Here is a 23,469-nt window from a genome sequence, read left to right as displayed (position 1 = left end):
CCGCTCACCCGGTCAGTCGCGTTCACCCCACCAGCCCTGTCGGCCCCGCTCATCGGTGCCTCATCTGCGGCCGAACCGGTGCAGGGTGCGAAGGCCAGTGGCGATCGTGCGCGCGAACCGGTCGTACGACATGCCTCCCGGCGGAGCGACCGGCAGCCGTTGGACGGCGATGGTCTGCGGTTCGGTGTACTTCAACAGTCCGTCGATCCCATGCCTGCGCCCCATGCCGGAGTCGCCCATGCCACCCATCGGGGCGTCGATGCTTCCCCACGCCGCCGCGTACGCCTCGTTGATGTTGACCGTGCCGGCCCGCAGCCGAGCGGCGACCGCGCGCGCCCGCCGCGTGTCGCGGCTGTAGACGGCGGCGTTGAGACCGTACGCAGAGTCGTTGGCGGCGGCGACCGCGGCCCTGTCGTCCCCGACCCGGTAGACCGAGACGACCGGGCCGAAGGTCTCCTCGCGGTAGCACGCCATGTCCGGCGTGACACCGGTGAGAACCGTCGGCGCGAAGAAGTACGGACCGAGGTCGGGGCGCGCCTTGCCTCCCGCGAGGATCTCCGCGCCCTTGCTCACCGCGTCGTCGACGTGCTCGCTGACCGTCGCCAACTGTTGTGCGGAGATCAGCGACCCCATGTCGGCGGTGAAGTCGAACGACGCCTTGACCACCATGTCGCGGACCCGAGCGACGAAACGCTCGCAGAACGCGTCGAAGACAGGTGCGGCGACGTAGAGGCGTTCGATCGAGATGCACAGTTGGCCGGCGTTGGAGAAGCAACCGCGCACCGCGCCCTCGGCGGCCTTGTCGAGATCGGCATCGTCGAGGACGAGCAACGGGTTCTTGCCGCCGAGTTCCATCGTCGCGCCGATCAGGCGTTCGCCGCAGCGGCGGGCGACCTCCCGCCCGGTCTGCGTCGAACCGGTGAAGCAGATGAAGTCGGCCTCTTCGATCAGTGCGGCGCCGACCCGGGAACCCTCACCGATGACCACCTGCCACAGGTCGGCGGGCAGGCCCGCCTCGGCCAGGAGTTCGGCACCGACCAGCGCGCAGAGCGTGGTCTGGGTCGCCGGCTTGGTGATCACCGCGTTGCCGGCGACCAGCGCGGGCAGGGCGTCGGAGATCGCCATGGTGAGGGGGTAGTTCCACGGTGCGATGACACCGACGACGCCTTTGGGATGGTGCAGTTCGACGGTACGGGTGAGCAACGGGAAGAGGCCCGCCCGGCGCGCCGGGTGGAGCAGCCGCGGGGCCATCCTGCCGTAGTAGCGGGCGTTCATCGCGACGTCGCACACTTCCTCGAACGCGTGCCGCCGCGCCTTGCCCGACTCCCACTGGACGATGTCGAGGATGTCGTTCTGCCGCTGGAACACCAGGTCGTGCAGGCGGAGGAGCAGCGCGGCACGCTCCCGGACCGGTACCCGCGCCCACGCCACCTGGGCCTCGCGGGCCCGGGCGAATGCGGTCGCAATGTCGGCATTGCTGGAAACCGGTACCTCTGCCAGGGTTCCGCCGTTCAGCGGGGTGACCGATCTCACGGTCTCACCCGACGTCGCGGCCACCCGGGCGGTGAGGGTCCGGACCCGCTCGGGGGCCAGAGCGTGTTCGGCTCGGTCCTGCGTCGGCGCAGTCATGCGTTCAGGGTATTCCCGATCGTGGCCGTCGGCCCCGTTCTCGACCGCGGCGGCCAGGCCGGCGCGACAGGTCACCAGCCCAGACGACTCGGGCCAGAAGGGCGCCGGTGAAGGGAGTGGCTCATCCGCGCCCCGACGAGACGTCGGCCCGATCCGCGGAGGCCTCGGAGGCCGAATCCTCTCGGCGTTCCTCCTCACATGCCCGGGCCAGGGCCTCGATCGCGGTCGCGAGGCTGGTGAGGACTTCGTCGTCGAGCCGGCCGAGCAGCCGCCGGAAGTGTTCCTGCCGCACCTCGTTCAGGTCACGCAGGAGCCGGCGGCCCGCGTCGGTGAGATCGATGCGGCGTACGCGGCGGTCTCGGCCGTCGGGCAGCCGGCACACGAGGTCGCGGATCTCCAACCGGTCGACGATCCCGGTGAGAGTGGTCGGCCCGACGCCCAGTGACTCGGCGAGTTCGTGCGCGGAGAGGGCACCCGCGGCGGCGAGGATGAAGAGCACCCGCAGCTGCTGCATGGTGAGGTCGACGGAGAAGAGTCCCGTCGCGCCCTCCCTGACGATGCTCCGGCGGAAATCCTCGTCAGCCCGCTCGATCCGCGCGATCAGCTCGTCCCTGCCGACGCTCGGGTCGATCGACTCATCCCTGCCGCCCATGCTGCCCCCTCGCCTTTCCTCCCTGCGGAGGATCCGCCCGGGAAATACCCTGAGAAGTGCCGCCTGATGGCGATAATCCGTACGACGCAAAGTATCGTCTGCGACGACCGACGCTGGAAGTGGAAGGGCACCCCGCATGTCCAGACTGGCCAGGCTGAGTCTCGCCAACCGGAGCCTCATCGCCCTCATCTCGATCGCGATCCTCGGGTTCGGGGTCATCTCGACCACTTCGCTCAAACAGGAGCTGATCCCCTCCCTCGAGATCCCGGGTGCGTTCATCGCCACCACCTATCCGGGCGCCTCGCCGGAGATCGTCGAACGCGAGGTGACCAAGCCGATCGAGACCGCCATCGCGGGCACGGACGGCCTGGACAAGACCACCTCGACGTCGAACAACGGCTTCTCGATGGTGCAGGCGGAGTTCACCTACGGCACGGACATCGACGCGGCCGTCCAGGACGTCCAGCAGTCGATCAACCGGCTGTCGAGCCAACTGCCGGACGACGTGGACCCGGCCGTGCAGGCCGGCGGCTTCGACGACTTCCCCGTCGTCATGCTCGCCGTCAGTTCGAGCGAGGGCGTGCAGGTCCTCGCCGACCGGCTGGAGGAGCGGGTGCTCCCGGACCTGGAGAACATCCCCGAGGTCCGTGATGTCGAGGTCACCGGCGTCCGCGAGGAGCAGGTGGCGATCACCCTCGACGACGAGAAGCTCGCCGATGCCGGGGTGAGTGTCCAGGGCGTACTCAGCGCACTGCAGGCCAACGGCCTCAGCGTTCCCGGTGGGGAGATGGGCACCGGCGACAGGTCGCTGACGATCGACGTCGGTGCGCCGTTCACCTCGGTCGAGGATCTCAGCGACGTTCCGATCGTTCCCACCGGTGCGGGTTCTGGGACAGGGTCTGGGGCAGGTTCTGGCGCCGGCTCTGGCGATGGTGAGGGTGCGGCAGGCGCGCCTGGCGGAACTGGCCAGGGGGCTGGAGCCGCCCCAGGCGCGGGTGCGTCGGCTCAGAGTGGTGCAGCAGCCCAGGCGGCCCCACCCGCGGCACCGGAGCCCGTCACCCTCGCCGACGTCGCCGACGTCGAGGAGGAGCTGGCCGAGACGAGCTCGATCACGCGGACGAACGGCCGGGCGACGCTTGGCATCTCCGTCACCAAGGTCGCCGACGGCAACACCGTGACGGTCTCCCACGCCGTCCAGGACAAGCTCGACGACCTCCGCGACCAGCTGGGCGACGACGCCGAGCTGACGGTCGTCTTCGACCAGGCGCCGTTCATCGAGGAGTCCGTGGAGGGCCTCACGACCGAGGGCGCGGCCGGACTGTTCTTCGCCGTCCTGGTGATCCTCGTGTTCCTGCTGTCGCTGCGTTCGACCCTCGTCACCGCGGTCTCGATCCCGTTCTCGGTGCTGGTCGCGATGATCGGGTTGTACACCGGCGGCTACTCCCTCAACATCTTCACCCTCGGGGCGCTCACCGTCGCCGTCGGACGCGTCGTCGACGACTCGATCGTCGTGCTGGAGAACATCAAGCGACACCTGGCCTACGGCGAACGCAAGCAGCAGGCGATCATGAACGGCGTCCGCGAGGTGGCCGGCGCGGTCACGGCGTCGACGCTCACGACCGTCGGGGTCTTCCTGCCGATCGCGTTCGTGGGCGGACAGGTCGGCGAGCTGTTCCGGCCGTTCGGCATGACCGTCACCATCGCCCTGCTGGCGTCGCTGCTCGTGTCGCTGACGATCATCCCGGTGCTGGCGTACTGGTTCCTGCGACGCCCGGTCGTACGCCCCGGCGACGAGGAACGCGTCCGCGCCGAGGCGGTCGCCAAGGAACGCCGCAACCCGCTGCAACGCGTCTACGTGCCGATCATCAGCTGGACGACCCGGCACCGCATCACCACGGTCATCGCCGGTATCGCCATCTTCGCGGGCACGATCGCCGCGACCCCTCTGCTCAAGACCAACTTCCTCGACGACAGCGGCGACAACACGATGACGGTGACGCAGGTCATGCCGGTGTCGACGTCGTTGGCGCGTACCGACGAGGCGGCGGAGAAGGTCGAGGACGTCCTTGCCGACATCGACGGCATCGAGTCCTACCAAGCGACGATCGGATCGGCCGAGTTCGCCGGATTCTCAGCAGGCGGCGGGACGAACGAGGCGACGTTCTGGCTCGCCACGGACGGCAGCTTCGACCAGGCGGCCCTCGGCGACGAGATCCGCCACAAGCTCGCGCGCGTCGAGGGTGCGGGCACGATCACGCTTCAGGAGCAGCAGTCCGGTGGTTTCGGGGCAACCGACATCGAGGTGATCGTCACCGCGCCGAACAGTGCGGTGCTGGAGTCGGCGGCGGCACAGGTCCAGCGGGCCGTCCAGGAGGTCGCCGGGACCACGGACGCCACGAACAATCTCGGCGTCGACGTCCCCACCGTCCAGGTCGACGTCGACCGCGCAGAGGCCGCCGCCCTCGGGTTGTCCGACGCTCAGGTCGGGCAGGCCGTCCGCCAGGCGTTCGAGGGACAGCGGGCCGGCACGGTCCTGCTGGACTCCACCTCCCACGACGTGCTGCTCTACACCGGGGCCGAGCCTGAGACGCTGCGCGAACTGCGGGCGCTGCGGGTCCAGACGCCGATGGGTTCGTCCGTACGACTGGACGACGTGGCCACCGTCTCCGAGGTGGACCGCCCGGCGCAGCTCACCCGGATCGACGGCGAACGCAGCGCCACCGTGAGCGCCACGCCCACCGGGTCCGACGTCGGCAAGGTCACCACCGACCTGCGGGCGGCGTTGGACAAGCTGGACCTTCCCGCCGGTGCGTCGTACCGGCTCGGCGGGGTCAGCGCCGACCAGGGCGAGGCTTTCGCGCAGCTGGGAATAGCACTCCTGGCGGCGATCGCGATCGTGTTCATGGTCATGGTGGCGACGTTCCGCAGCATCGTGCAGCCGCTGATCCTGCTGGTGTCGGTACCGTTCGCGGCGACCGGCGCCCTGGGTGCGCTGCTGCTGACCGACACCGCACTCGGCGTACCCGCCCTCATCGGTCTGCTCATGCTGGTGGGGATCGTGGTCACCAACGCGATCGTGCTGATCGACCTCATCAACCAGTACCGGAACCCGAGGCCGGCACCCGAGGGCGGGGAACCCCAGCCCGGCATGAGCGTGCGCGACGCCGTGATCGAGGGTGGACGGCGACGGCTGCGACCGATCCTGATGACGGCACTGGCGACCATCTGCGCGCTGGTCCCGATGTCGCTCGGGCTGACCGGTGGCGGGGTGTTCATCTCCCGACCGCTCGCGCTCGTGGTGATCGGCGGGTTGATCAGCTCGACGCTGCTCACCCTGGTCCTGGTGCCCACGCTCTACACGATGGTGGAGGGCTACAAGGAGCGCCGGGCACTGCGCCGCGAGGCTCGCCGGAGGCGGGCGCGGGCGAGGGCCGGCGACAGCGACGAGGTGCCCGCGAGCACCACGCAGACCGGCCGGGCGGGGAGCGGATCGGCAGGCAGCGGACCGGGAGGCAGCGGACCGGGAGAGCCCGGACGGGGGTCTCCCGACGGACCGGACACGAAGGCGCCTGGCCAACCGTTGCCGGCCGGTGTCGCCGCTCACCGCGCCGCTACCGCTCGCCCCGCTCAGGACGCCGGCAACGGCATCCACCCGAGCGACGCTCCACCCTCCGGATGGCCCCTGGGTACGCAGGAGAGGTCGCCGATCGGAACGGCTCCACCGACCGGATCACCTCAGCCTGCCGGAACCACCCGGCCCACCGCGACCGCGCAGCTCCCGCTCGGCGGTCCCGCGGATGGCGCGGCGCCCGCGTCGGCGACCAGTTCGGTGGCCACGCCTCTGGGCGTCGTCCAGGTCGAGGTCTTCGTCCGCGCCGTACGGGACGAGGACACCACCGACCCGTCGCCGACGACCGCTCCCACGTCCTCGGACGAGCGCTGAGGTAGGGCTGAGACCCGCCTGTCAGCGCTGCGGCGCGGACCGGTCAGGGACGGCGACCGCGGAAGCGCACGCCGTCTCCCCGCGGGGCGAGGTCCACGACCACGTCGGTGAATCCGGCCGCGGTCAGTCGGGCCGGCAGCAGGTCCGGAGCCAGGGTGTTCATGGTGTCGCCGATGTGCAGGAGACGGAAGCGCAGGCTGGGCTGACTGTCGCAGCCGGCGAGGACGCCGCCAGGACGCAGCACCCGGAACGCCTCGGCGAAGATCCGGTCCTGCTGGGCCTCGGTCGGCACGTGGTGCAGCATCGTGAAGCACACCACCGCCGAGTATGCCTCGTCCGGGAGTGGCATAGCGGCCCCGTCAGCGTGCACGATCCGCGCCCGGTCTCCGTACTCCCGCTCGAGTAGTCGCGCCGTGTCGGCATCGACCTCGACCGCGGTGAGGTTCGGCACCCGGTCCACGAGCACGCGCAGGTTCGCGCCGTAGCCAGGGCCGATCTCGACCACGTCCGAGCCGAGCTCGACGTCGGCGAGTGCCCACGGGAGGAGTTCGTCCTCGACGGCCTTCGCCCATTTCGCACTGCTGCACAGGCGGCGGTGCGCCCAGTTCATCGGCATGAGGAGACGCTAGGCCGATCTGAGGATGGCCGCTACATCCCGGGAGCCGCGCGGCGAGCCGGTGGCCGGCCAGCCGGCCCGGCTGCACCAGGTGGCGAGGCTCGCCGATCGACGTGAGGAACGGCCGACGACCTACGTCACTGGACGACGACCTCGATCCGCTGGAACTCCTTCACCTCGGTGTAGCCGGTCGTCGCCATCGCGCGACGCAGGGCACCCACGAGGTTCATGGTTCCGTCGGAGATCCTGGACGGCCCGAAGAGGATCTCCTCCAGGGTCCCGATCGTGCCCACCTCGACCCGGGCGCCGCGAGGCAGCTCGCCGTGGTGCGCCTCCATGCCCCAGTGGAACCCGCGGCCCGGCGCCTCCTCGGCCCGCGCGAGCGGCGAACCCAGCATCACCGCGTCCGCACCGCAGGCGATCGCCTTCGCGATGTCGCCGGAACGCCCGACCGAACCGTCGGCGATGACGTGCACATAGCGGCCGCCGGACTCGTCGAGATAGTCCGCCCGCGCCGCGGCGACGTCGGCGACCGCGGACGCCATCGGCACCGCCACTCCCAGCACCGAGCGGGTGGTGTGCGCCGCGCCGCCGCCGAAACCGACCAGCACCCCGGCCGCGCCGGTACGCATGAGGTAGAGCGCGGCCTTGTAGGTGGCACAGCCGCCCACGATCACCGGGACGTCCAGCTCGTAGATGAACTGCGTGAGGTTGAGCGGCTCGGTCTGGTGCGAGACGTGCTCCGCCGAGACGGTGGTCCCCCGGATCACGAAGATGTCGACGCCCGCGTCGATCACCGTCTTCCACAGCTGCTTGGTGCGCGACGGCGAGAGGGCACCCGCCACCGTGACCCCTGCGTCGCGAATCTCGGCCAGCCGGGCGGTGATGAGGTCAGGCTTGATCGGTTCGGCGTACAACTCCTGCATGCGGCGGGTCGCCGACACCGCGTCGAGCGCGACGATCTCGCCCAGCAGGGGCTGCGGATCGTCGTACCGTGTCCACAACCCTTCGAGGTTGAGCACGCCGAGGCCGCCGCGCTGGCCGAGCGCGATCGCGGTCGCCGGCGACATCACCGAGTCCATCGGCGCCGCGACGACCGGCATCTGGAACTGGTACGCGTCGATCTGCCAGGTCGTCGACACCTCTTCGGGATCGCGGGTGCGCCGGCTCGGCACGATCGCGATGTCGTCGAAGGAGTACGCCCGGCGACCGCGTTTGCCACGGCCGATCTCGATCTCTGTCACCCCGGCATTGTTTCGTACGGCTCATTGCCGCGCGCGAGCCGCCTCCCCCGGGACCGGCTCAGCGTCCCGGGTAGTTGGGTGCCTCCACCGTCATCTGCACGTCGTGCGGGTGGCTCTCCTTGAGACCGGCGGACGTGATCCGGACAAACCGTCCACGCTCCTGCAGTTCCGGCACCGTCCTCGCACCGACGTAGAACATCGAGTGCCGCAGCCCGCCGACAAGCTGGTGCGCGACGGCCGAGAGCGGACCGCGGAACGGCACCTGACCCTCGATGCCCTGCGGCACGAGCTTGTCGTCGGAGGCCACGTCCGCCTGGAAGTAGCGGTCCTTGGAGTACGACTGGTTCTTGCCGCGCGAGCTCATCGCCCCGAGCGAGCCCATGCCGCGATACGACTTGTACTGCTTGCCGTTGATGAACACCAGGTCACCCGGGCTCTCCTCGCAGCCGGCCAGCAGCGAACCGATCATCACCGAGTCGGCGCCGGCGACGAGAGCCTTGCCGATGTCGCCGGAGTACTGCAGGCCGCCGTCAGCGATCACCGGGACGCCGGCAGGACGGGCCACGACGGCCGCTTCGTAGACGGCGGTGACCTGGGGGGCGCCGACACCCGCCACCACGCGGGTGGTGCAGATCGAACCGGGTCCGACGCCGACGCGTACGCCGTCAGCGCCGGCCTCGACGATCGCCTGCGCGCCCTCGCGCGTCGCGACGTTGCCGCCGATGACGTCCACGTCGCTTGCCGACGGCTCGGCCTTCAACGCCCGGATCATGTCGACGACACCGGAGGTGTGGCCATGTGCGGTGTCGACGACGAGCAGGTCCACGCCGGCCTCGACGAGTGCCATCGCGCGCTTCCAGCCGTCACCGAAGAAGCCGACGGCGGCGCCGACGCGGAGCCGGCCGGCGTCGTCTTTGGTCGCGAGGGGGAACTGCTCGCGCTTGACGAAGTCCTTGACGGTGATGAGCCCCTGCAGGCGGCCTGCCTCGTCGACGAGCGGCAACTTCTCGACCTTGTGCCGGCGCAGGAGCGTCATCGCCTCCGGTGCAGAGATCCCGACCTGACCGGTCACGAGCGGCATCGCGGTCATCACGTCACGGACGAGGCGGGACTTGTCGGTCTCGAAGCGCATGTCGCGGTTGGTGACGATCCCGAGGAGTTGCTGGTCGGGGGCGACGACGGGTACGCCGGAGATGCGGTACTGCCCGCAGAGCGCGTCGGCCTCCCCGATCGTCGCGTCCGGTCCGATCGTGATCGGCTGGGCGACCATGCCCGCCTCGGACCGCTTGACGAGATCGACCTGCTGAGCTTGTTCCTCGATCGAGAGGTTGCGGTGCAGGACGCCGATCCCGCCCTGGCGCGCCATCGCGATCGCCATCCGGGCCTCGGTCACGGTGTCCATGGGGCTGGAGAGCAGCGGAATGGCGACGCTGATCCGGCGCGAGATTCGGCTGGTGGTGTCGATATCGCTGGGAATGACGTCGGAGGCGCCAGGCAGCAGCAGGACGTCGTCGTAGGTGAGGCCGATCATGGCGAAAGGGTCGGGGACGCCGGCGTCATGCCGGGGGGTGAGGTCCATGCTTCCTCCGGTCGCGAACGTCTCCTCATGCTAGTCGACCGATGGGGAGGAAGGTCGCCAGGCTCGCGGGGTCTGACGACAGGTGGTCGGCTAACCAGCCGGCGGCGAACCAGACGCGGCGACCCGGCGTGGAGACGGCACATAGTGGGGTATCCAGTGCCCCATCACCACCGCGCCGATCAGTCCCAGGCCTCCGACGAGCAACACGGCGGGGCCGAGCGACACGGCGGCACTTACCGCGCCGATCATCAGCGGTCCGGTGCTGGAGCCGATGTCGGCACAGAGTCGCCACGTACCAAGGAATGTCGTACGCCCCACCGAGGGCGACAGGTCGGCACCGAGCGTCATGATGATCCCGCTGCCGATGCCGTTGCCGACCCCCATGATCATCGCGACGCCGAACAGAGCGGCTCCGGTCGTGGTGAGCGGCAGCAGGAGGTGAGCGATCCCGAGCACCACCATCGAGGGCACGGCGACCCAGGCCCGGCCGATCCGGTCCATGACCTTGCCCGCCGGATAGAACAGCAGCATGTCCACGGCCCCGGCGGCACCGAAGATCAAACTGGTGGTGGCGGCGTCGAGGCCGATGTGCTCGGCCCACAGCGGGATGACGGCCTGCCGGGACGCCCTGACGGCGCCGACGAGTACCGTCCCGACGCCGAGCGTCCGCAGGACGGGCAGGTGGGCGCGGGCCATGCCGACCGTGCCCAGGTGGGTCTTCGCTGGCCGTGCACCGTTGCGGCCCGCGGGCTCGGGAAGGGTGATCAACGCGACGGCCGCCACGGCCACGGCGACGATGTGCAGTCCGTACGGCCCGTCGGTGTGGGCGAGGTGCACCGTGCCCGCACCGAGGAACGGCCCGATGAACATGCCGATCCGATGGACGCCGCCCAGGGTCGACAGCGCACGTGCCCGCAGGTGGAACGGCACGACCTCGGTGAGGTACGCCTGTCGCGCGAGCCCCCACACCGCTCCCGCGAATCCGGTGCAGCCGATGGCGACACCGAGCATGCAGACCGACGTCGCGACGATGCAGACGACCAGCGCGCACACGAGGAGGACGGCCGCCGCGAGCATCGCCTTGCGTTCGCCGATCCTGCCCGCAAGAGCACCCGCCGGAAGGTCGCCGAGTAGCTGACCGATTCCCGCGAGGGCGACGACGAGGCTCGCGACCCCCACCGAGGCGCCCAGGTCGAGTGCCGAGAGGGCGATGATCGGCGCCATGGCGCCCTGGCCGACGCCGTAGAGCAGCGACGGTAGGTACACCCCTAGCCCGAATGAGCGGAGGGTGACCTGTTCTGACATCAGACCAATGGTGACGTATCCGCCGCCTTGTTCGGGTTGGGCGCCCACCATGCGGACCGGACCGCTGGCCAATGCGGGCGGTACACGTGGGTTGCGTACGCCTGTGGTGGGCATGTCCTTTGTCAGCCGGTCCAACAAGGCCGCCGTCTCTCCGGTGTGCGACCGGCCGCCGAACTGACGGGACCCGGAGCGACGGGCGGGGCCGGAGACCACGTGCCCTGCCCAGCAGTACGAGGAGCAGCGATGAGTCAGGACCAGATGCCGACACCCGAGTGGGACCAGTTGATCGCTGAGCGCGGCGGCAGGGGACCGACCGAGTTCGAGGGGCATGACACCTGGGACGACTCGGAGGAGGCGCGTCAGGCGTACGACCGTGGGGTGGCCGAGGCGAAGGCGACGCAGGCCGCGTTCTGGGGCCGTGCCGAGGAGCCCGTCGCGGCGCCTGCTGCCGCCGTGGATCCTGCTCCGACCGAACGCGCCGCGACCGAACGCGCCCCCACCGACCGTGTTCCGACCGACCGTGTTCCGACCGACCGTGTTCCGACCGACCGTGCCGGGGCGGATCTCGCGTCGGCGGGGCCTCCTGCCAGCGGCTCAGGCTCCGCTACGACCGGCACGAAGGGCACCAGGCCGAACGGGTCGGCTGGCTCCGGCCCGAAAGCGACCCGGTCGACCCGGACCAAGCCGGCAGCCGCCAAGGGTGCCGCCGAGCACACGCCCTGACTCACCCGGAGCGCACTAGGACTCCGTGCACGGGGGTGCCGGCCACATGACCACGACACCGGGCAGGCGTCGGCCGTAGCGTGCCCTCGGCACGAGCGTTATCCACAGCGTCCCGAGCACGTATCCACAGCTCTCAGAGCAGGTGGCGATTCGCCCGACTTGTCCTGCACTACGCTGCCTGCCCGTGAATGGTCCCGCCGAATCCGCACGTACGACCGGCGACGCTCACCGGCTCGCCGAACTCCTGGCCGGTGCCAGCGTCACGCACCCCTCCACCGACCACACGGTGACGGTCACCGTGGCGCCCGGCAACACGGTGACGTCGATCGAACTCCAGCACCAGGCCCGTAGACACACCGCCGCGGAGCTTGGCGAGCTGATCGTGGAGACCCTCAGGGCCGCGCACTCCCGCATCAACGACGAGCTGTCCGCGTCGGCGCGCGAGTGGGGTCCGATGGCGGAGGACGCCCTCGCAGCCGTCCTGGGCAAGCCGTCCTCAGCTGCGACGGCCAGCGCCATCCCCGATCCGCCTGGCCTCGACGAGCTCGCGGCCGGCGTCGATGAGTCGGAGGGGTGGGACGACCTCACCCCCGAGGAGTGGGACTCCATCCGTCGGCACGGGATGGAGGACGAACTCCACGCGGCCCGCGAGGGCTTCGCCAAGCTTCAACGAGACGCCGAGCAGCGGATGGCGGCGTACGCCGATGTCCAGGAGCAGATGGCGGGCCAGTCGGCGACGGCGACGACTCCGGACGGCGCGATCGAGGTCACCGTGCAGAACGGCGTCGGCGTGACCCGCATCGACATCAGCGACAGGATCCTCCGGCACGGTCCGTCCAGGGTCGGGCCGATGGTGCTGGCGACCATTCAGCAAGCGACGGCGAACCTGGCGCTGGGAATGGCCGGTATTGCGCAGGCGTACGTGGGTTCGCAGATGGACATGCGCGGCCTGGTCGAGCGATACCAACCCGACGACGACACGCAGTGAAGGCGACCACCAGCCGACTGGCAACGTCGGACGGCTGGAACCGACGAGAACTGGCGGTGAATGGGCATGGGTGGCGGAGGCGGAGGCGCGGAATACAGCGCCGCGGAAATCGCCGAGGTCAAGCAGAAGTTGGAAGGGCTCAACAAGAACGCCGCGGGCATCATGCAACTGGCGAGCGACACAGCGCCGGAGATGAAGGTCTGGGGCCTGGTCGGCATGATCACCGGGGCGGCCTTCCTCTACTGGAAGGTCGCTGGTGAGGACACCCTCGAACACCTGAAGATGATGGGCGAGTCGCTGCAGGACAACGTCCTGCGCGTCGACGCCGCAGGGAAGACATACAGAGCCACCGAGGACGGCATCACCCAGGCTCTCACGCAACTCGAGGGCGCGCTCGACGACACCGGCATGCCAGGATTCTGAGGATAGTGGGCGCGAGATGACGACGAACGACACCGACAGCGACGTCACCAACGACACGGGCGCCAACGCAGACACCGGCACCTGGCGGCTCGACAACAACCAGGTGGACAAGATCCCCTTCGCCGGCCAGGGAGTGGGCATCTGGAAGTCCGGGGACAAGTTCCTCGACGACCCAGGCGCCAACTGGTCCGAAGTCGCCAGCATCGGCGGGTCGGTCGCGGGCATGGCGGGCAGCGTCATGGCGATCGGCGCCGACCCGCTGAACTGGCTGATCAGCCAGGGCCTCGGGTTCCTCATCGACTGGATTCAGCCGCTGCAGGACGCGATCGGCTATGTCACCGGCAACCCCGAGCGCATGGACGCGGACATGGCCAAGTGGGCCCGCGTCCAGAACGCCCTCGTGCCCCTCTCCGGCGAGGTTCGCGACGCCGCCAATGCCGGACTGGTGACCTGGGAAGGTGAAGCCGCCAATGCCGCCAAGACCAAGCTCAACGACTTCGCCGACGGCGTGCTGGGCGTCGCCAACGACGTCAAGCTGATCCAGGCGATCATGGGTGTCGCCAAGATGCTCATGGAGCTCGCCTACAACTTCGTCCTCGGCCTGATCGCCGACTTCGTCGAGTGGCTGATCATGGTCTGGATTCCGGCGCTGGCCTCTGCGCCGGTCACGTTCGGCGCCTCGACCGCAGCGGCCGGGACAGCGACGGCCGTCCGGGCGGCGTCGACCGGCAGCCGGGCGACAAGGTTCATCGCAAAGGTCAACCAGATCCTCTTCAAGCTCAAGAACATCCTCTACAAGCTCAGGCAGTCCGGCATGGAGAACGCCCTCCGGAAGTTCCAGAAGAGAGATGGCGGCCGGTACGCCGGCTACAAGAGCGCCGGCGACGTCGTCAGGGACTTCGCCACCGACGGGAACAGGGTCTTCAGCCCCTCGAGCCCTGGCAGCTGGGGCGGCATTGCGGGCGGGACCACCCAAGCTGGCGACAATGTCACCGACTGGGTGTTGAGCGACGACCGTCAGTCCGACGAGGACATCGAACGCAAGCTTGGTGGTGAATGACGTGAGCGCCGCTCCCGACGACGTTCTGACCACCTACCCGGGAACGCCTTACGACGTGCGGGCACCGAACTCCGATGACCAACTCCTGCTTCCGGCAGGTCATGGCGCCGTCGCGATCGAAGCCTGGTGCCCACGCTCGGAACAGAACGCCGCTCTGCCGATCATCGGTGTCGACGGGAAGCCCGCGACGCATGGCTTCGGTCGTGCCCTCATCGTCGTTCCGGCGGGAGAACGGTTGATCGAGGTGCAGGAGGGTCGGCCGCGCCAAACCACACAGCTGACGATCGCTGAGGGCCAGGTCACCGAGTTCGAGTACTCCCCCGTCCTGAAACCGACCCGTGGTCGCCAACAGGATGGCAAACGGTCGCCAGCGAGGACCCCTGGGCACGCCTTCCAGGCATGGATGTCCTTGGCGATCGGGGTCGTCTCGGTGGTCTGGATCGTCTTCTTCGTCGGCATCACGTGGTACGGAGGCGTACCGGCGGTGGGCGCACTCGGCGCACTCCTGGGTCTCTACGGGATGTGGGTCGGCTATTCGGGCTGGAAGGGCAGCCAACGACCCAAGCGGTCACAGAAGCGGAAGGGGACGCGATGACGCTGCCGCCGACCGAACCGACGCCGCCCGCGGTACTCGTCGACCAGAAGCGCGGGTCGTCCTACCCTGACCTGCCGCAGGGGTGGGGCGCGGTCGAGGTCACGTTCGACTTCGACAGCCTGATCGCCGTGGAGGAGAACGGCACACTCATCGCGGAGAGTCCCAACTGGGGCACCTGGGTCGACCCGCCGACGATCACCATCGACGGCAACGAACGCCGGGCCAGCTGGTCGGTCTGGGCGTACCCGCTGCCCGCCGGGCCGCACACCGTGCGATTCGGAACGCCTGGCTTCGCCGAGCGCAGGGTCGAGATCGCGGCCGGGCAGATCGCCCGGATCAAGTACCACGCCGATATTGCGTTCCACAAGGACAAGGCCGACGACATTCTCGGTGGTCCCGTCCGGGAGACGACCGCCACCGTGAAGGTTCGCGCCCTCAAGTCTCGTCCGGCGCGCTGACGCTGAACCTCAACCAGTCAACGGAGAAGGGGCCCCTCCGCGCAGGAGAGGCCCCTTCTGTACTTCTCGCCGATCAGTGGCCGTGGCCGTGGCCCGCACCCGCGGGTGCCGGCTCAGGCTCCTCGGGCTTGTCGACGACGAGCGTCTCCGTGGTGAGGAGCATGGCCGCGATCGACGCCGCGTTCGCGAGCGCCGAGCGGGTCACCTTCACCGGGTCGATGACGCCCTGTGCGGTCAGGTCGCCGTATTCGCCGGTCGCGGCGTTGTAGCCCTTGCCCTTGCCCGCCTCGCGCACCTTCTCCACGACGACGTAGCCCTGGGCACCAGCGTTCTCGGCGATCCACCGCAGCGGCTCCAGCACCGCAGCGCGGACGAGATCGACACCGATCTTCTCGTCACCGTTGGCCGACACCTTGTCGAGAGCGACGGCCGCGTGGACGAGGGCGGCGCCACCGCCGGTGACGATGCCCTCCTCGATCGCGGCACGGGTAGCGGAGACCGCGTCCTCGATCCGGTGCTTCTTCTCCTTCAGCTCCACCTCGGTGGCGGCGCCGACCTTGATCACACAGACACCACCGGCGAGCTTGGCGAGCCGCTCCTGGAGCTTCTCGCGGTCCCAGTCGGAGTCGGTCTGGTCGATCTCGGCCTTGATCCGCGCGACCCGGGCCGCCACGTCGTCGGCGGAACCGCCGCCGTCGACGATCGTCGTGTCGTCCTTGGTGACGACGACCCGGCGGGCGGTACCCAGGACCTCGAGCCCCACCTGGTCGAGCTTGAGGCCGAGCTCGGGCGCCACCAGCTGGCCGCCGGTGAGCGTCGCGATGTCCTCGAGCATCGCCTTGCGGCGGTCGCCGAATCCGGGCGCCTTGACGGCGACCGAGTTGAAGATGCCGCGGATCTTGTTGACGACGAGCGTCGCGAGCGCCTCGCCCTCGACGTCCTCGGAGATGATCACCAGCGGCTTGCTCGCCTGGACGACCTTCTCCAGCAGCGGCAGGAGGTCGGCCATCGAGGAGATCTTGCCCTGGTTGATCAGGATGTACGGATCCTCGATGACAGCTTCCTGGCGCTCGGCGTCGGTCACGAAGTTCGGGGAGATGAACCCCTTGTCGAACTGCATGCCCTCGGTGAGCTCGAGCTCGGTGCCCAGAGTGTTGGACTCCTCGACGGTGATCACACCGTCCTTGCCCACCTTGTCGAACGCTTCGGCGATGAGCTGCCCGATCGTCTTGTCCTGGGCCGAGATCGCGGCCACGTGGGCCATCTCGTCCTTGGTGTCGACGGACTTGGCCTGCTCGAGGAGCTCGGTGTTGATCGCCTCGACGGCAGCATCGATGCCCTTCTTGAGCGACATCGGGTTGGCGCCGGCGGCGACGGCCCGGAGGCCGACGTGGACCATCGCCTGCGCCAGCACCGTCGCCGTCGTGGTGCCGTCACCGGCGATGTCGTTGGTCTTCGTCGCAACTTCCTTGACGAGCTGGGCGCCGAGGTTCTCGAACGGGTCCTCGAGCTCCACCTCACGGGCGACCGTGACGCCATCGTTGGTGATGGTCGGTGCGCCCCACTTCTTGTCGATGACGACGTTGCGGCCGCGTGGCCCAAGCGTCACCTTCACGGTGTTCGCGAGAGCGTCGACGCCGCGCTCCAGGGCGCGCCGCGCGTTCTCGTCGAACTCCAGGATCTTCGGCATGGGTATGTGTGTCCTTCCACGACACCGCCCCGGCGCCCCGGTATGTGGAGGCCGCCGGGGCGGTGTCAGTCGTCAGGTCATCGGTTGGTTGCTGGTCTTGACTTCGGGGTCGACAGGTTGTGTTGCGACGACCCCACGCGCGTGAGTCCGCGACCTGGTGTCACTTGGTGACGACAGCGAGGACGTCACGAGCCGAGAGGATCAGCAGATCCTCGCCGCTGTACTTGACCTCGGTGCCGCCGTACTTGCTGAAGATCACCTTGTCGCCGACGCTGACGTCGAGCGGGATGCGCTTGCCGTTGTCGTCGATGCGACCAGGCCCGACCGCGAGGACTTCACCCTCCTGGGGCTTCTCCTTCGCGGTGTCGGGGATCACGAGTCCCGACGCCGTCGTCTCTTCGGCGTCCAGCGCCTTGACGACGATCCGGTCCTCGAGTGGCTTGATGGAGACCGACACTTGTTGACCTCCCCCTTCACGGGATGTCACGGGTGGCTGTGCTTTCACCTATGGCGCGACGTGTGGCGAGCCGTCGTCGCGGGTGCCGGCCGCCTCGTCGCGGGCTTGTTGGTTGGCACCCTAAGGTCGAGAGTGCCAACTCAGAATCTAGGCGGTCTCTTAGCACTCGGTCAACCCGAGTGCCAGATGGCGTGGCGTGTCGCGTCCCGGATCGCGGAAGGAGTGTCCTCGTGGATCTCCAGACGTTCCGGGATCTGCTCACGCCAGCCGGCCGTGATCTCCTCGCGGAAGCGTGCACGGCGTACGAGGAACACACAGCGGTCGCGCTCGGGACCCGGCTGCGGCGCCGCCATCCCCCCGACCTGGTGGCGGCGGCGATGACGCAGGCCGCGCTTCGGCGGCGTGCCCAGGTCAAGTGGGGCGAGGACGCGGGCAGGATGTTCTTCACCCGGGACGGCCTGGAGCAGGCGACGACCGGCGCGGTGGCCGCATACCGGGCCGGGCGCATTGTCGATGCCGACTGCCGCCTGGACCCTCCGGAGACGATCGCTCCGGAAACGACAGGGCCGCCAAGCCCCGAGTCGTCCCCGGAACGTGGTGCCCGGATCGTCGACCTCTGCTGCGGCATCGGCGGGGACCTGATCGCCCTCGCCCGGGCCGGCGTCCAGGTCACCGGCGTCGACACGGACCCGCTGACAGTGGCCATCGCCCGCGCCAACCTCGCCGAGCTGGACCTGGCCGGGCACGCGTCGGTCGAGCAGGCGGATGCGCGGGAGGTGGACCGTGCGGCGTACTCCGCAGCAGTGGCGGACCCGGCCCGGCGCTCTCTTCGCGGGCGGATCTTCGACTCTGCGGACTATTCGCCGCCGTGGTCGTTCGTCGAGGAGCTGCTGCGGGGCGACGCCTGCGTGAAGACCGCGCCGATCATCCCGCACCGGCTGATCCCGGCCGGCGTCGAAGCGGAGTGGATCAGCGTCGGCGGTGAGGTGAAGGAGGCCGCCCTGTGGGCAGGGCGGCTGCGGACCGGGGTCGGCGACCGCCGCCGTGCGACCGTCCTCCCGGCGGGCGGAGTGCCTGCGGGTGAGGCCGGCGAGTGGGCGGGGCAGACAGGCGGGTGGGCCGACCGGGTGACGATGACCGATGCCGATGACCCCGGAGGCGCGCCAGTCTCGCCTCCGCTGGCGTACCTCTATGAACCCGACGGCGCGGTCATCCGCGCCGGGCTCGTCACTGGCGTCGCTCCCCTGGTCGACGGATCCCTGCTGCATCCGAAGATCGCCTATCTCACGTCTGACCAGCTGGTGTCGACGCCCTTCGCGTCCGCCTACCGGGTCGTCGCCGTCCTTCCGTACGACCTGAAGGTGTTGAAGCGTGAGCTCCGGGACCGTGAGGTCGGGAACCTCACAGTGAAGAAGCGGGGAGTCGACGTCGACCCGCAGACGCTGCGCAAACGGCTGGGAGTCCGCGGACCCGGTGCGGCCACGGTCGTCGTCACCCGCAGCGAGCAGGGCACACTCGCCCTGCTCGTCGACCCGACCCCCGCGTGAGGGGCACCTTCAGCCAACACGCCTCGGCATCAAGGGCACGTCCGGCAAAAGCGGCGCCGCCGCGTGGACCCGTCACACGACCGAGGTCCGGGAGGGACTAACGAGGCGGCCGGTGGCGTTTTCGTCGCTATGAGCTCCACGCAGGAATCGCAGGACGCCGCGTACGCGAGTCCGGTCGATTACGATGCATATGGCACGTATTCGGTCAAGGACGCCAAATTCGGCGAGGACGGCTTCGAGCGGCCACTCGACCTCTATCCGTTCCGCGGCCGGCTGAGTTCCGACGGGTCCACCGAGTATCCGGCCGAGCCGGGCCGCTACCACCTGTACCTCGCCTGGAGCTGTCCATGGGCACAGCGTGCGGCCATCGTGCGCAAGCTCGCCGGCCTCTCCGGCCTCGTTTCGGCGTCCTACGTCCACGGGGAGCGGGACGGCCGCGGCTGGGCGTTTCGCGAGGACACCGGCCCGGATCCGGTGAACGGCTTCACCTTGCTCCGCCAGGCCTACGACGCGACCCACCCCGACTACCCCGGGCATGTCTCGGTCCCGACGCTGTGGGACAAGCAGACGCACAAGATCGTGAGCAACTTCTTCCCGGACCTGACGATCGATCTGGCCACCCAGTTCGAGGGTCTGGCCGAGGACGGGACGGACCTCTATCCGCCGCGGCTGCGTGCCGACATCGACACGCTCAACGAAACGCTCTACAACGACATCAACAATGCCGTCTATGTGATCGGCAACGAACCCGACCAGGGCACCTACGACAACCTGGTGCACCGCCTCTTCCAGACCCTCGACACGCTCGAACGCCGCCTTGCCGGCAACCGTTTCCTGTTCGGCAACCGGATCACCGAGTCCGACGTGCGGCTCTGGGTGACACTCGCACGGTTCGACACCGTCTACTACGGGCTGTTCAAGGTCAACCTGCGCCGACTGGTCGACTACCCGCACCTGTGGGCGTACGCACGGGACCTGTACCAGCGTCCGGCGTTCAAGGAGACGACCGACTTCGTGGCGATCAAACGCGGCTACTACACCGGATTCGGCAAGCTCAATCCGTACCGCATCGTTCCCGCCGGGCCGGTGCTGGACTGGGACGCGCCCGCCGGCCGTGACCACCTGAGCTGACGTCGCCGTTCGTCCACGTCAGCAGTCGCAGGACCGGCTGCGCACCGGCGCTGTCAGCGGATCGGCCTGCCGTGCGGTGACGCCCTCAGGTGTCTCGACAGCGAATCCTTCCCGGATCCAGTACTCGATCCCGCCGAGCATCTCCTTCACCCGATATCCCTGCTGGGCAAGGGCGAGCGCCGCCCTGGTGGCGCCGTTGCAGCCCGGTCCCCAGCAGTAGGTGACGACGGGTACGCCTGGATCGAGCAGGGCACCCGCGCGTGTCGGGATCTCCGCGGTCGGCAGGTGCACAGCGCCCGGGACGTGGGCCTGCGTCCAGGCCCCGGGCCCCCGCGAGTCGACGAGGACGAACCCCGGCGCCCCACTGTCAAGCGCGGCTTGCACATCGGACACGTCAGCGTGGAACGCAAGGCTGGCCGAGAAGTACGCCACCGCGTCGTCAGGCGTACGCAGCGGCACCGAGAGGACCGGGTTCGGCGTCGTGATCGTCATGTCTGGCAACGTTACGGACACGTCGGACCGAGCTGAAGAAGCGATCCACGGCGCGGACCTGGATTTGCCAGGCATCGCCTGGTATCCATCCCACATGACCGTGGAATCCACCGGCGCTCCCCTCGACGACACCGACTGGCGGATCATCGACGCTCTCCAGCGCGACGGCAGGGCCAGTTTCGCCGACCTCGCCCGGACCGTCGCGATGTCACCGAGCGCCGTCACCGAACGCGTCCGCCGCCTGGAAGAGCGCGGAGTCATCGCCGGCTACTCCGCGGTGATCGACGCCGAACGCCTGGGATACGCGATCATGGCGCTGGTCAGGCTCCGTTATCCCACCGGCAACTACAAGCCCTTTCACGACCTGCTGGCGGCGACGCCCGAGATCGCCGAGGCGCATCACGTCACGGGCGAGGACTGTTTCGTCCTCAAGGTGCTGGCGCGTTCGATGCGTCACCTCGAAGAGATCACCGGACGCATCGCGGGACTCGGTGCGGTGACGACGAGCGTCGTCTACTCCAGCCCGCTCCCCCGGCGTCCCCTCACCGGTGGGCGTACGCAGAGACTTCGTTAGGGTTTCGACCAGCCTCACCCTCGAAGGTTGGCCGGCAGTCGAGACGACGACGGAAGGGCTCGCACATGGCACGGGAAGAAGTTCGTACGGGCAAGGCACCGAACCCCGCGGGTGCCTACTCCCAAGGCATTGTCGCGAACGGTTTTCTCTACACCGCGGGGTTCGGCCCCCAGGATCCGGCGACCGGCACGCTGGTCGAGGGCGGCGTGGCCGAGCAGACCGCCCAGGTGATGCGCAACGTCGCCGCGGTGCTGGCCGAGCGCGGTCTCACCTTCGCCGACGTCGTCAAGGCCACCGTGCACCTCGCGAGCCTCGACGACTTCGCGGAGTTCAACCGGGTGTACGAGTCGTTCCTCGAGAAGCCGTACCCGGTCCGGACCACGGTCGGTTCCACGCTCATGAACATCCTGGTCGAGATCGACGTCGTCGCCGCCCTGCGCTCCTGAGCGTCGTCAGCGGGGACAGCCGGCGCGCGGCGGCAGGCCGTCGACATCGACGGGGAGCCGGCCGGTGCCGCGTGCCCGGCCGGTGAGGACGTCAACCAGTGCCTGGAAGGCGGCCGGTGTCCTTCCGTACAACGCGATCCGCGCCTTCTCCGCCCGACTGCCGCCGAGGCCGTACGGCGTGTCGAGCGCGACCACGACATCGCCCGAGCCCTGCTCCCATCCCGTGTCGAGCAGGCGTACGACGTCGCCGGCACCACCGGCGCCTTCGGCCGCGCTCCGGGTCACGTCGAGGTCCGCGTCGCGCGCGGCGGCGGCGAACCGCTCCCGGTCTTCCCGGTCTCCTCCGATCACCTGCACCCGCGAACCGACGAGCCGGCCACGACAGGGACCTGACGCGACGGTGAGCCCCCGCAACGACGCGGTGTAGGACGCCCGGGACGACCCACCCAAGGCGGCCGCTGACAACGGATCGGCACCCACGCTCGCGCGCTGGTGCAGCATCAGCGCGATCGACCGCGCGGCCGCCGCGTCGAGGCGGGCCTGCGGCAGCCGACCGGAACGGACGGCACGCACGACGGCCGTATGGCTCGCGCCGGCATCGGCCGGCAGCAGCAGGATGTCGGCGCCCGCGAGCAGGGCACGCACGCCCGCGTCGGCACTGCCGTACTTCTCCGCTACGCCGGCCATCTCGAGCGCATCGGTGACGACGACGCCGGAGAAGCCTAGCCGCTCGCGGAGCATCCCGCCGATCACCGGGCCCGACACCGACGATGGCGCACCGGCATCGACGGCGCGAACGTCGATGTGCGCGACCATCACCGCCTGCGCCCCGGCACCGACGGCGGCCTTGAAAGGTACGAGGTCGCGCCGGCGGAGCTCCGCCAGCGATGCCTCCTGCACGGGCAGGCTCACGTGACTGTCGGCCGGAACGCTGCCGTGGCCGGGGAAGTGCTTGGGGACGGCGACGATGCCGGCCTCGGCGTAGCCGCGCAAGGAGCCCTTGACAGTCGAGGCGACCACGCTGGGATCGCTACCAGCGGAGCGGCTGCCGATCGTGGGATCGTCCGGCCCGGTCGTCACGTCGGCATCAGGTGCGAACACCATCGTGAATCCGAGGTCGCGGAGTTCCTTCCCACTCGCCCGCGCGACCGTCCGCGCAAGGCCGGCGTCACGGGCGGCGCCGAGCGTCATGTACGCCGGAAACTCCGTCAACCCTCCCTTGACACGGGCGACTCGGCCGCCCTCCTGGTCCACGCCGATGACGACCGGCCAGCTCCTGCCCAGACGGCGCGCCTCGTCCTGCAGAGCGCGGTTGACGTCGCGGACCTGATCGGTCGAGGCGACGTTGTTGCCCATCACGATGACGCCGCCCACATGGTGGCGGCGCAGCAGGCTGAGCGGCGCCGACGTACCGTCGAAGCCGGCCACGATGACCTGGCCGGCCTTCTCGCCCAGACTCATGTGGCCGACGATCCGCCTGGCCCGTGCCCACTCCGCCTTCGTCGGGCCCCACGGCAGCGCGGCGGGTGCGGCCGCCTTTCTGCCTGGTGTCGGCGTGGGTCCCGGTGTGGGGACGCGGAGGCTCGGCGGAGGCGGTGCGGGTGAGCGGCCGCTGGCCGAGCCGCGGGAGGGCTTCGACGTCCGGTCGGCGGACGGTGTGTGAACACCGGGGCCGCCCGCGTCTCCACCCAAGCCCAGCGCGCCGCAGCCAGCCGTCACCGCTATCGCCAGCACGGGCACGAGCACCCGTGCGGCCAACGACTTCCGACGCGCGGCTTCCGGCACCGGGCCATGGTGCCAAACGAACGATGGGCGGCCAACCGGCGCCCGACGGGGGTGGTTGGACATTCCACGCGATATCGGGCCAAGCTGGCGCCAACCCCTCGATGGCGGGTGAGGCCGGTTCATAATGCCCTT

The 23,469-nt window shown here is 69.4% G+C and carries 21 protein-coding genes; 11 read left to right on the top strand and 10 right to left on the bottom strand.

The features are described 5' to 3' along the window. Positions 1 to 60: 60 nt before the first annotated feature. Together ABNF93_RS06900 and ABNF93_RS06895 are read right to left on the bottom strand one after the other, a co-directional pair. Positions 61 to 1,629, bottom strand: a complete 1,569-nt coding sequence (locus ABNF93_RS06900) for a succinic semialdehyde dehydrogenase (protein ID WP_349326837.1) — start codon at positions 1,627 to 1,629, stop codon at positions 61 to 63. A 121-nt stretch (positions 1,630 to 1,750) separates the two neighbouring features. Next, positions 1,751 to 2,281, bottom strand: a complete 531-nt coding sequence (locus tag ABNF93_RS06895; RefSeq protein ID WP_349326835.1) for a MarR family winged helix-turn-helix transcriptional regulator — start codon at positions 2,279 to 2,281, stop codon at positions 1,751 to 1,753. 136 nt (positions 2,282 to 2,417) lie between these two features. Between ABNF93_RS06895 and ABNF93_RS06890 the strand changes: the two genes are divergently transcribed. Beyond that, the gene (locus tag ABNF93_RS06890) at positions 2,418 to 6,224 is read left to right on the top strand and encodes an efflux RND transporter permease subunit (protein WP_349326833.1); all 3,807 of its coding nucleotides are present in this window, start codon (positions 2,418 to 2,420) and stop codon (positions 6,222 to 6,224) included. 43 nt (positions 6,225 to 6,267) lie between these two features. On the opposite strand, the gene ABNF93_RS06885 is transcribed toward ABNF93_RS06890, so the two are convergent. The 4 genes from ABNF93_RS06885 to ABNF93_RS06870 form a co-directional block, all read right to left on the bottom strand. After that, complete coding sequence (locus ABNF93_RS06885; RefSeq protein ID WP_349326832.1) at positions 6,268 to 6,840, bottom strand: class I SAM-dependent methyltransferase; 573 nt, start codon at positions 6,838 to 6,840, stop codon at positions 6,268 to 6,270. A gap of 137 nt (positions 6,841 to 6,977) precedes the next feature. Continuing rightward, positions 6,978 to 8,084 (bottom strand): GuaB3 family IMP dehydrogenase-related protein, encoded by a 1,107-nt coding sequence (locus ABNF93_RS06880; protein ID WP_349326830.1) that lies wholly within the window; start codon positions 8,082 to 8,084, stop codon positions 6,978 to 6,980. Between the two features lie 58 nt (positions 8,085 to 8,142). Continuing rightward, the gene (guaB, locus tag ABNF93_RS06875; RefSeq protein ID WP_349326829.1) at positions 8,143 to 9,663 is read right to left on the bottom strand and encodes an IMP dehydrogenase; all 1,521 of its coding nucleotides are present in this window, start codon (positions 9,661 to 9,663) and stop codon (positions 8,143 to 8,145) included. 90 nt (positions 9,664 to 9,753) lie between these two features. Beyond that, positions 9,754 to 10,968: an MFS transporter gene (locus ABNF93_RS06870; protein WP_349326828.1), complete on the bottom strand. Its 1,215-nt coding sequence runs from the start codon at positions 10,966 to 10,968 to the stop codon at positions 9,754 to 9,756. Positions 10,969 to 11,211: 243 nt separating this feature from the next. Here ABNF93_RS06870 and ABNF93_RS06865 point away from each other — a divergent pair, with 243 nt between their 5' ends. The 6 genes from ABNF93_RS06865 (at position 11,212) to ABNF93_RS06840 (ending at position 15,215) form a co-directional block, all read left to right on the top strand. Next, the gene (locus ABNF93_RS06865; protein WP_349326827.1) at positions 11,212 to 11,691 is read left to right on the top strand and encodes a hypothetical protein; all 480 of its coding nucleotides are present in this window, start codon (positions 11,212 to 11,214) and stop codon (positions 11,689 to 11,691) included. A 184-nt stretch (positions 11,692 to 11,875) separates the two neighbouring features. Continuing rightward, entirely contained in the window at positions 11,876 to 12,679 is an 804-nt protein-coding gene (locus tag ABNF93_RS06860; RefSeq protein ID WP_349326826.1) for a YbaB/EbfC family nucleoid-associated protein, read from the top strand. 66 nt (positions 12,680 to 12,745) lie between these two features. After that, positions 12,746 to 13,102, top strand: a complete 357-nt coding sequence (locus ABNF93_RS06855) for a hypothetical protein (RefSeq protein ID WP_349326825.1) — start codon at positions 12,746 to 12,748, stop codon at positions 13,100 to 13,102. A gap of 16 nt (positions 13,103 to 13,118) precedes the next feature. Next, positions 13,119 to 14,162 (top strand): hypothetical protein, encoded by a 1,044-nt coding sequence (locus ABNF93_RS06850; protein WP_349326824.1) that lies wholly within the window; start codon positions 13,119 to 13,121, stop codon positions 14,160 to 14,162. 1 nt (position 14,163) lies between these two features. Further along, the gene (locus ABNF93_RS06845) at positions 14,164 to 14,757 is read left to right on the top strand and encodes a hypothetical protein (protein ID WP_349326823.1); all 594 of its coding nucleotides are present in this window, start codon (positions 14,164 to 14,166) and stop codon (positions 14,755 to 14,757) included. Beyond that, on the top strand, positions 14,754 to 15,215 hold the full coding sequence (locus ABNF93_RS06840; protein WP_349326821.1) for a hypothetical protein: 462 nt from the start codon (positions 14,754 to 14,756) through the stop codon (positions 15,213 to 15,215). The genes ABNF93_RS06845 and ABNF93_RS06840 overlap by 4 nt, the downstream gene beginning before the upstream one ends. Before the next feature lie 73 nt (positions 15,216 to 15,288). Here ABNF93_RS06840 and groL read toward each other — a convergent pair whose 3' ends face one another. Both groL and groES read right to left on the bottom strand, forming a co-directional pair. Beyond that, positions 15,289 to 16,905: a chaperonin GroEL gene (gene groL / locus ABNF93_RS06835; RefSeq protein WP_349326820.1), complete on the bottom strand. Its 1,617-nt coding sequence runs from the start codon at positions 16,903 to 16,905 to the stop codon at positions 15,289 to 15,291. A 160-nt stretch (positions 16,906 to 17,065) separates the two neighbouring features. Further along, positions 17,066 to 17,362 carry a co-chaperone GroES gene (gene groES, locus ABNF93_RS06830; RefSeq protein WP_349326819.1) on the bottom strand — a complete coding sequence of 99 codons (297 nt, stop codon included), beginning with the start codon at positions 17,360 to 17,362 and terminating at the stop codon, positions 17,066 to 17,068. A 230-nt stretch (positions 17,363 to 17,592) separates the two neighbouring features. On the opposite strand from groES, the gene ABNF93_RS06825 reads away from it, so the two are divergent. Both ABNF93_RS06825 and ABNF93_RS06820 read left to right on the top strand, forming a co-directional pair. After that, positions 17,593 to 18,909, top strand: coding sequence for a class I SAM-dependent methyltransferase (locus ABNF93_RS06825; protein WP_349326818.1), 1,317 nt, complete (start codon positions 17,593 to 17,595; stop codon positions 18,907 to 18,909). Positions 18,910 to 19,038: 129 nt separating this feature from the next. Then, positions 19,039 to 20,040 (top strand): glutathione S-transferase family protein, encoded by a 1,002-nt coding sequence (locus ABNF93_RS06820; protein ID WP_349326817.1) that lies wholly within the window; start codon positions 19,039 to 19,041, stop codon positions 20,038 to 20,040. A gap of 18 nt (positions 20,041 to 20,058) precedes the next feature. On the opposite strand, the gene ABNF93_RS06815 is transcribed toward ABNF93_RS06820, so the two are convergent. Then, positions 20,059 to 20,532 (bottom strand): rhodanese-like domain-containing protein, encoded by a 474-nt coding sequence (locus ABNF93_RS06815; RefSeq protein WP_349326815.1) that lies wholly within the window; start codon positions 20,530 to 20,532, stop codon positions 20,059 to 20,061. A 94-nt stretch (positions 20,533 to 20,626) separates the two neighbouring features. Here ABNF93_RS06815 and ABNF93_RS06810 point away from each other — a divergent pair, with 94 nt between their 5' ends. After that, a complete protein-coding gene (locus ABNF93_RS06810; protein WP_349326813.1) occupies positions 20,627 to 21,106 on the top strand; it encodes an Lrp/AsnC family transcriptional regulator in 480 nt (159 codons plus the stop codon). A gap of 65 nt (positions 21,107 to 21,171) precedes the next feature. Next, positions 21,172 to 21,552, top strand: coding sequence for a Rid family detoxifying hydrolase (locus tag ABNF93_RS06805; RefSeq protein ID WP_349326812.1), 381 nt, complete (start codon positions 21,172 to 21,174; stop codon positions 21,550 to 21,552). A 6-nt stretch (positions 21,553 to 21,558) separates the two neighbouring features. Here ABNF93_RS06805 and ABNF93_RS06800 read toward each other — a convergent pair whose 3' ends face one another. Beyond that, the gene (locus ABNF93_RS06800; RefSeq protein ID WP_349326810.1) at positions 21,559 to 23,337 is read right to left on the bottom strand and encodes a glycoside hydrolase family 3 protein; all 1,779 of its coding nucleotides are present in this window, start codon (positions 23,335 to 23,337) and stop codon (positions 21,559 to 21,561) included. Positions 23,338 to 23,469 lie beyond the last annotated feature (132 nt).

The organism is Actinopolymorpha sp. B9G3 (assembly GCF_040120725.1).
Taxonomy (GTDB): Bacteria; Actinomycetota; Actinomycetes; order Propionibacteriales; family Actinopolymorphaceae; genus Thermasporomyces.
Note: the sequence above shows the minus strand (reverse complement) of the source record. Positions and strands in the feature narration are given on the sequence as shown.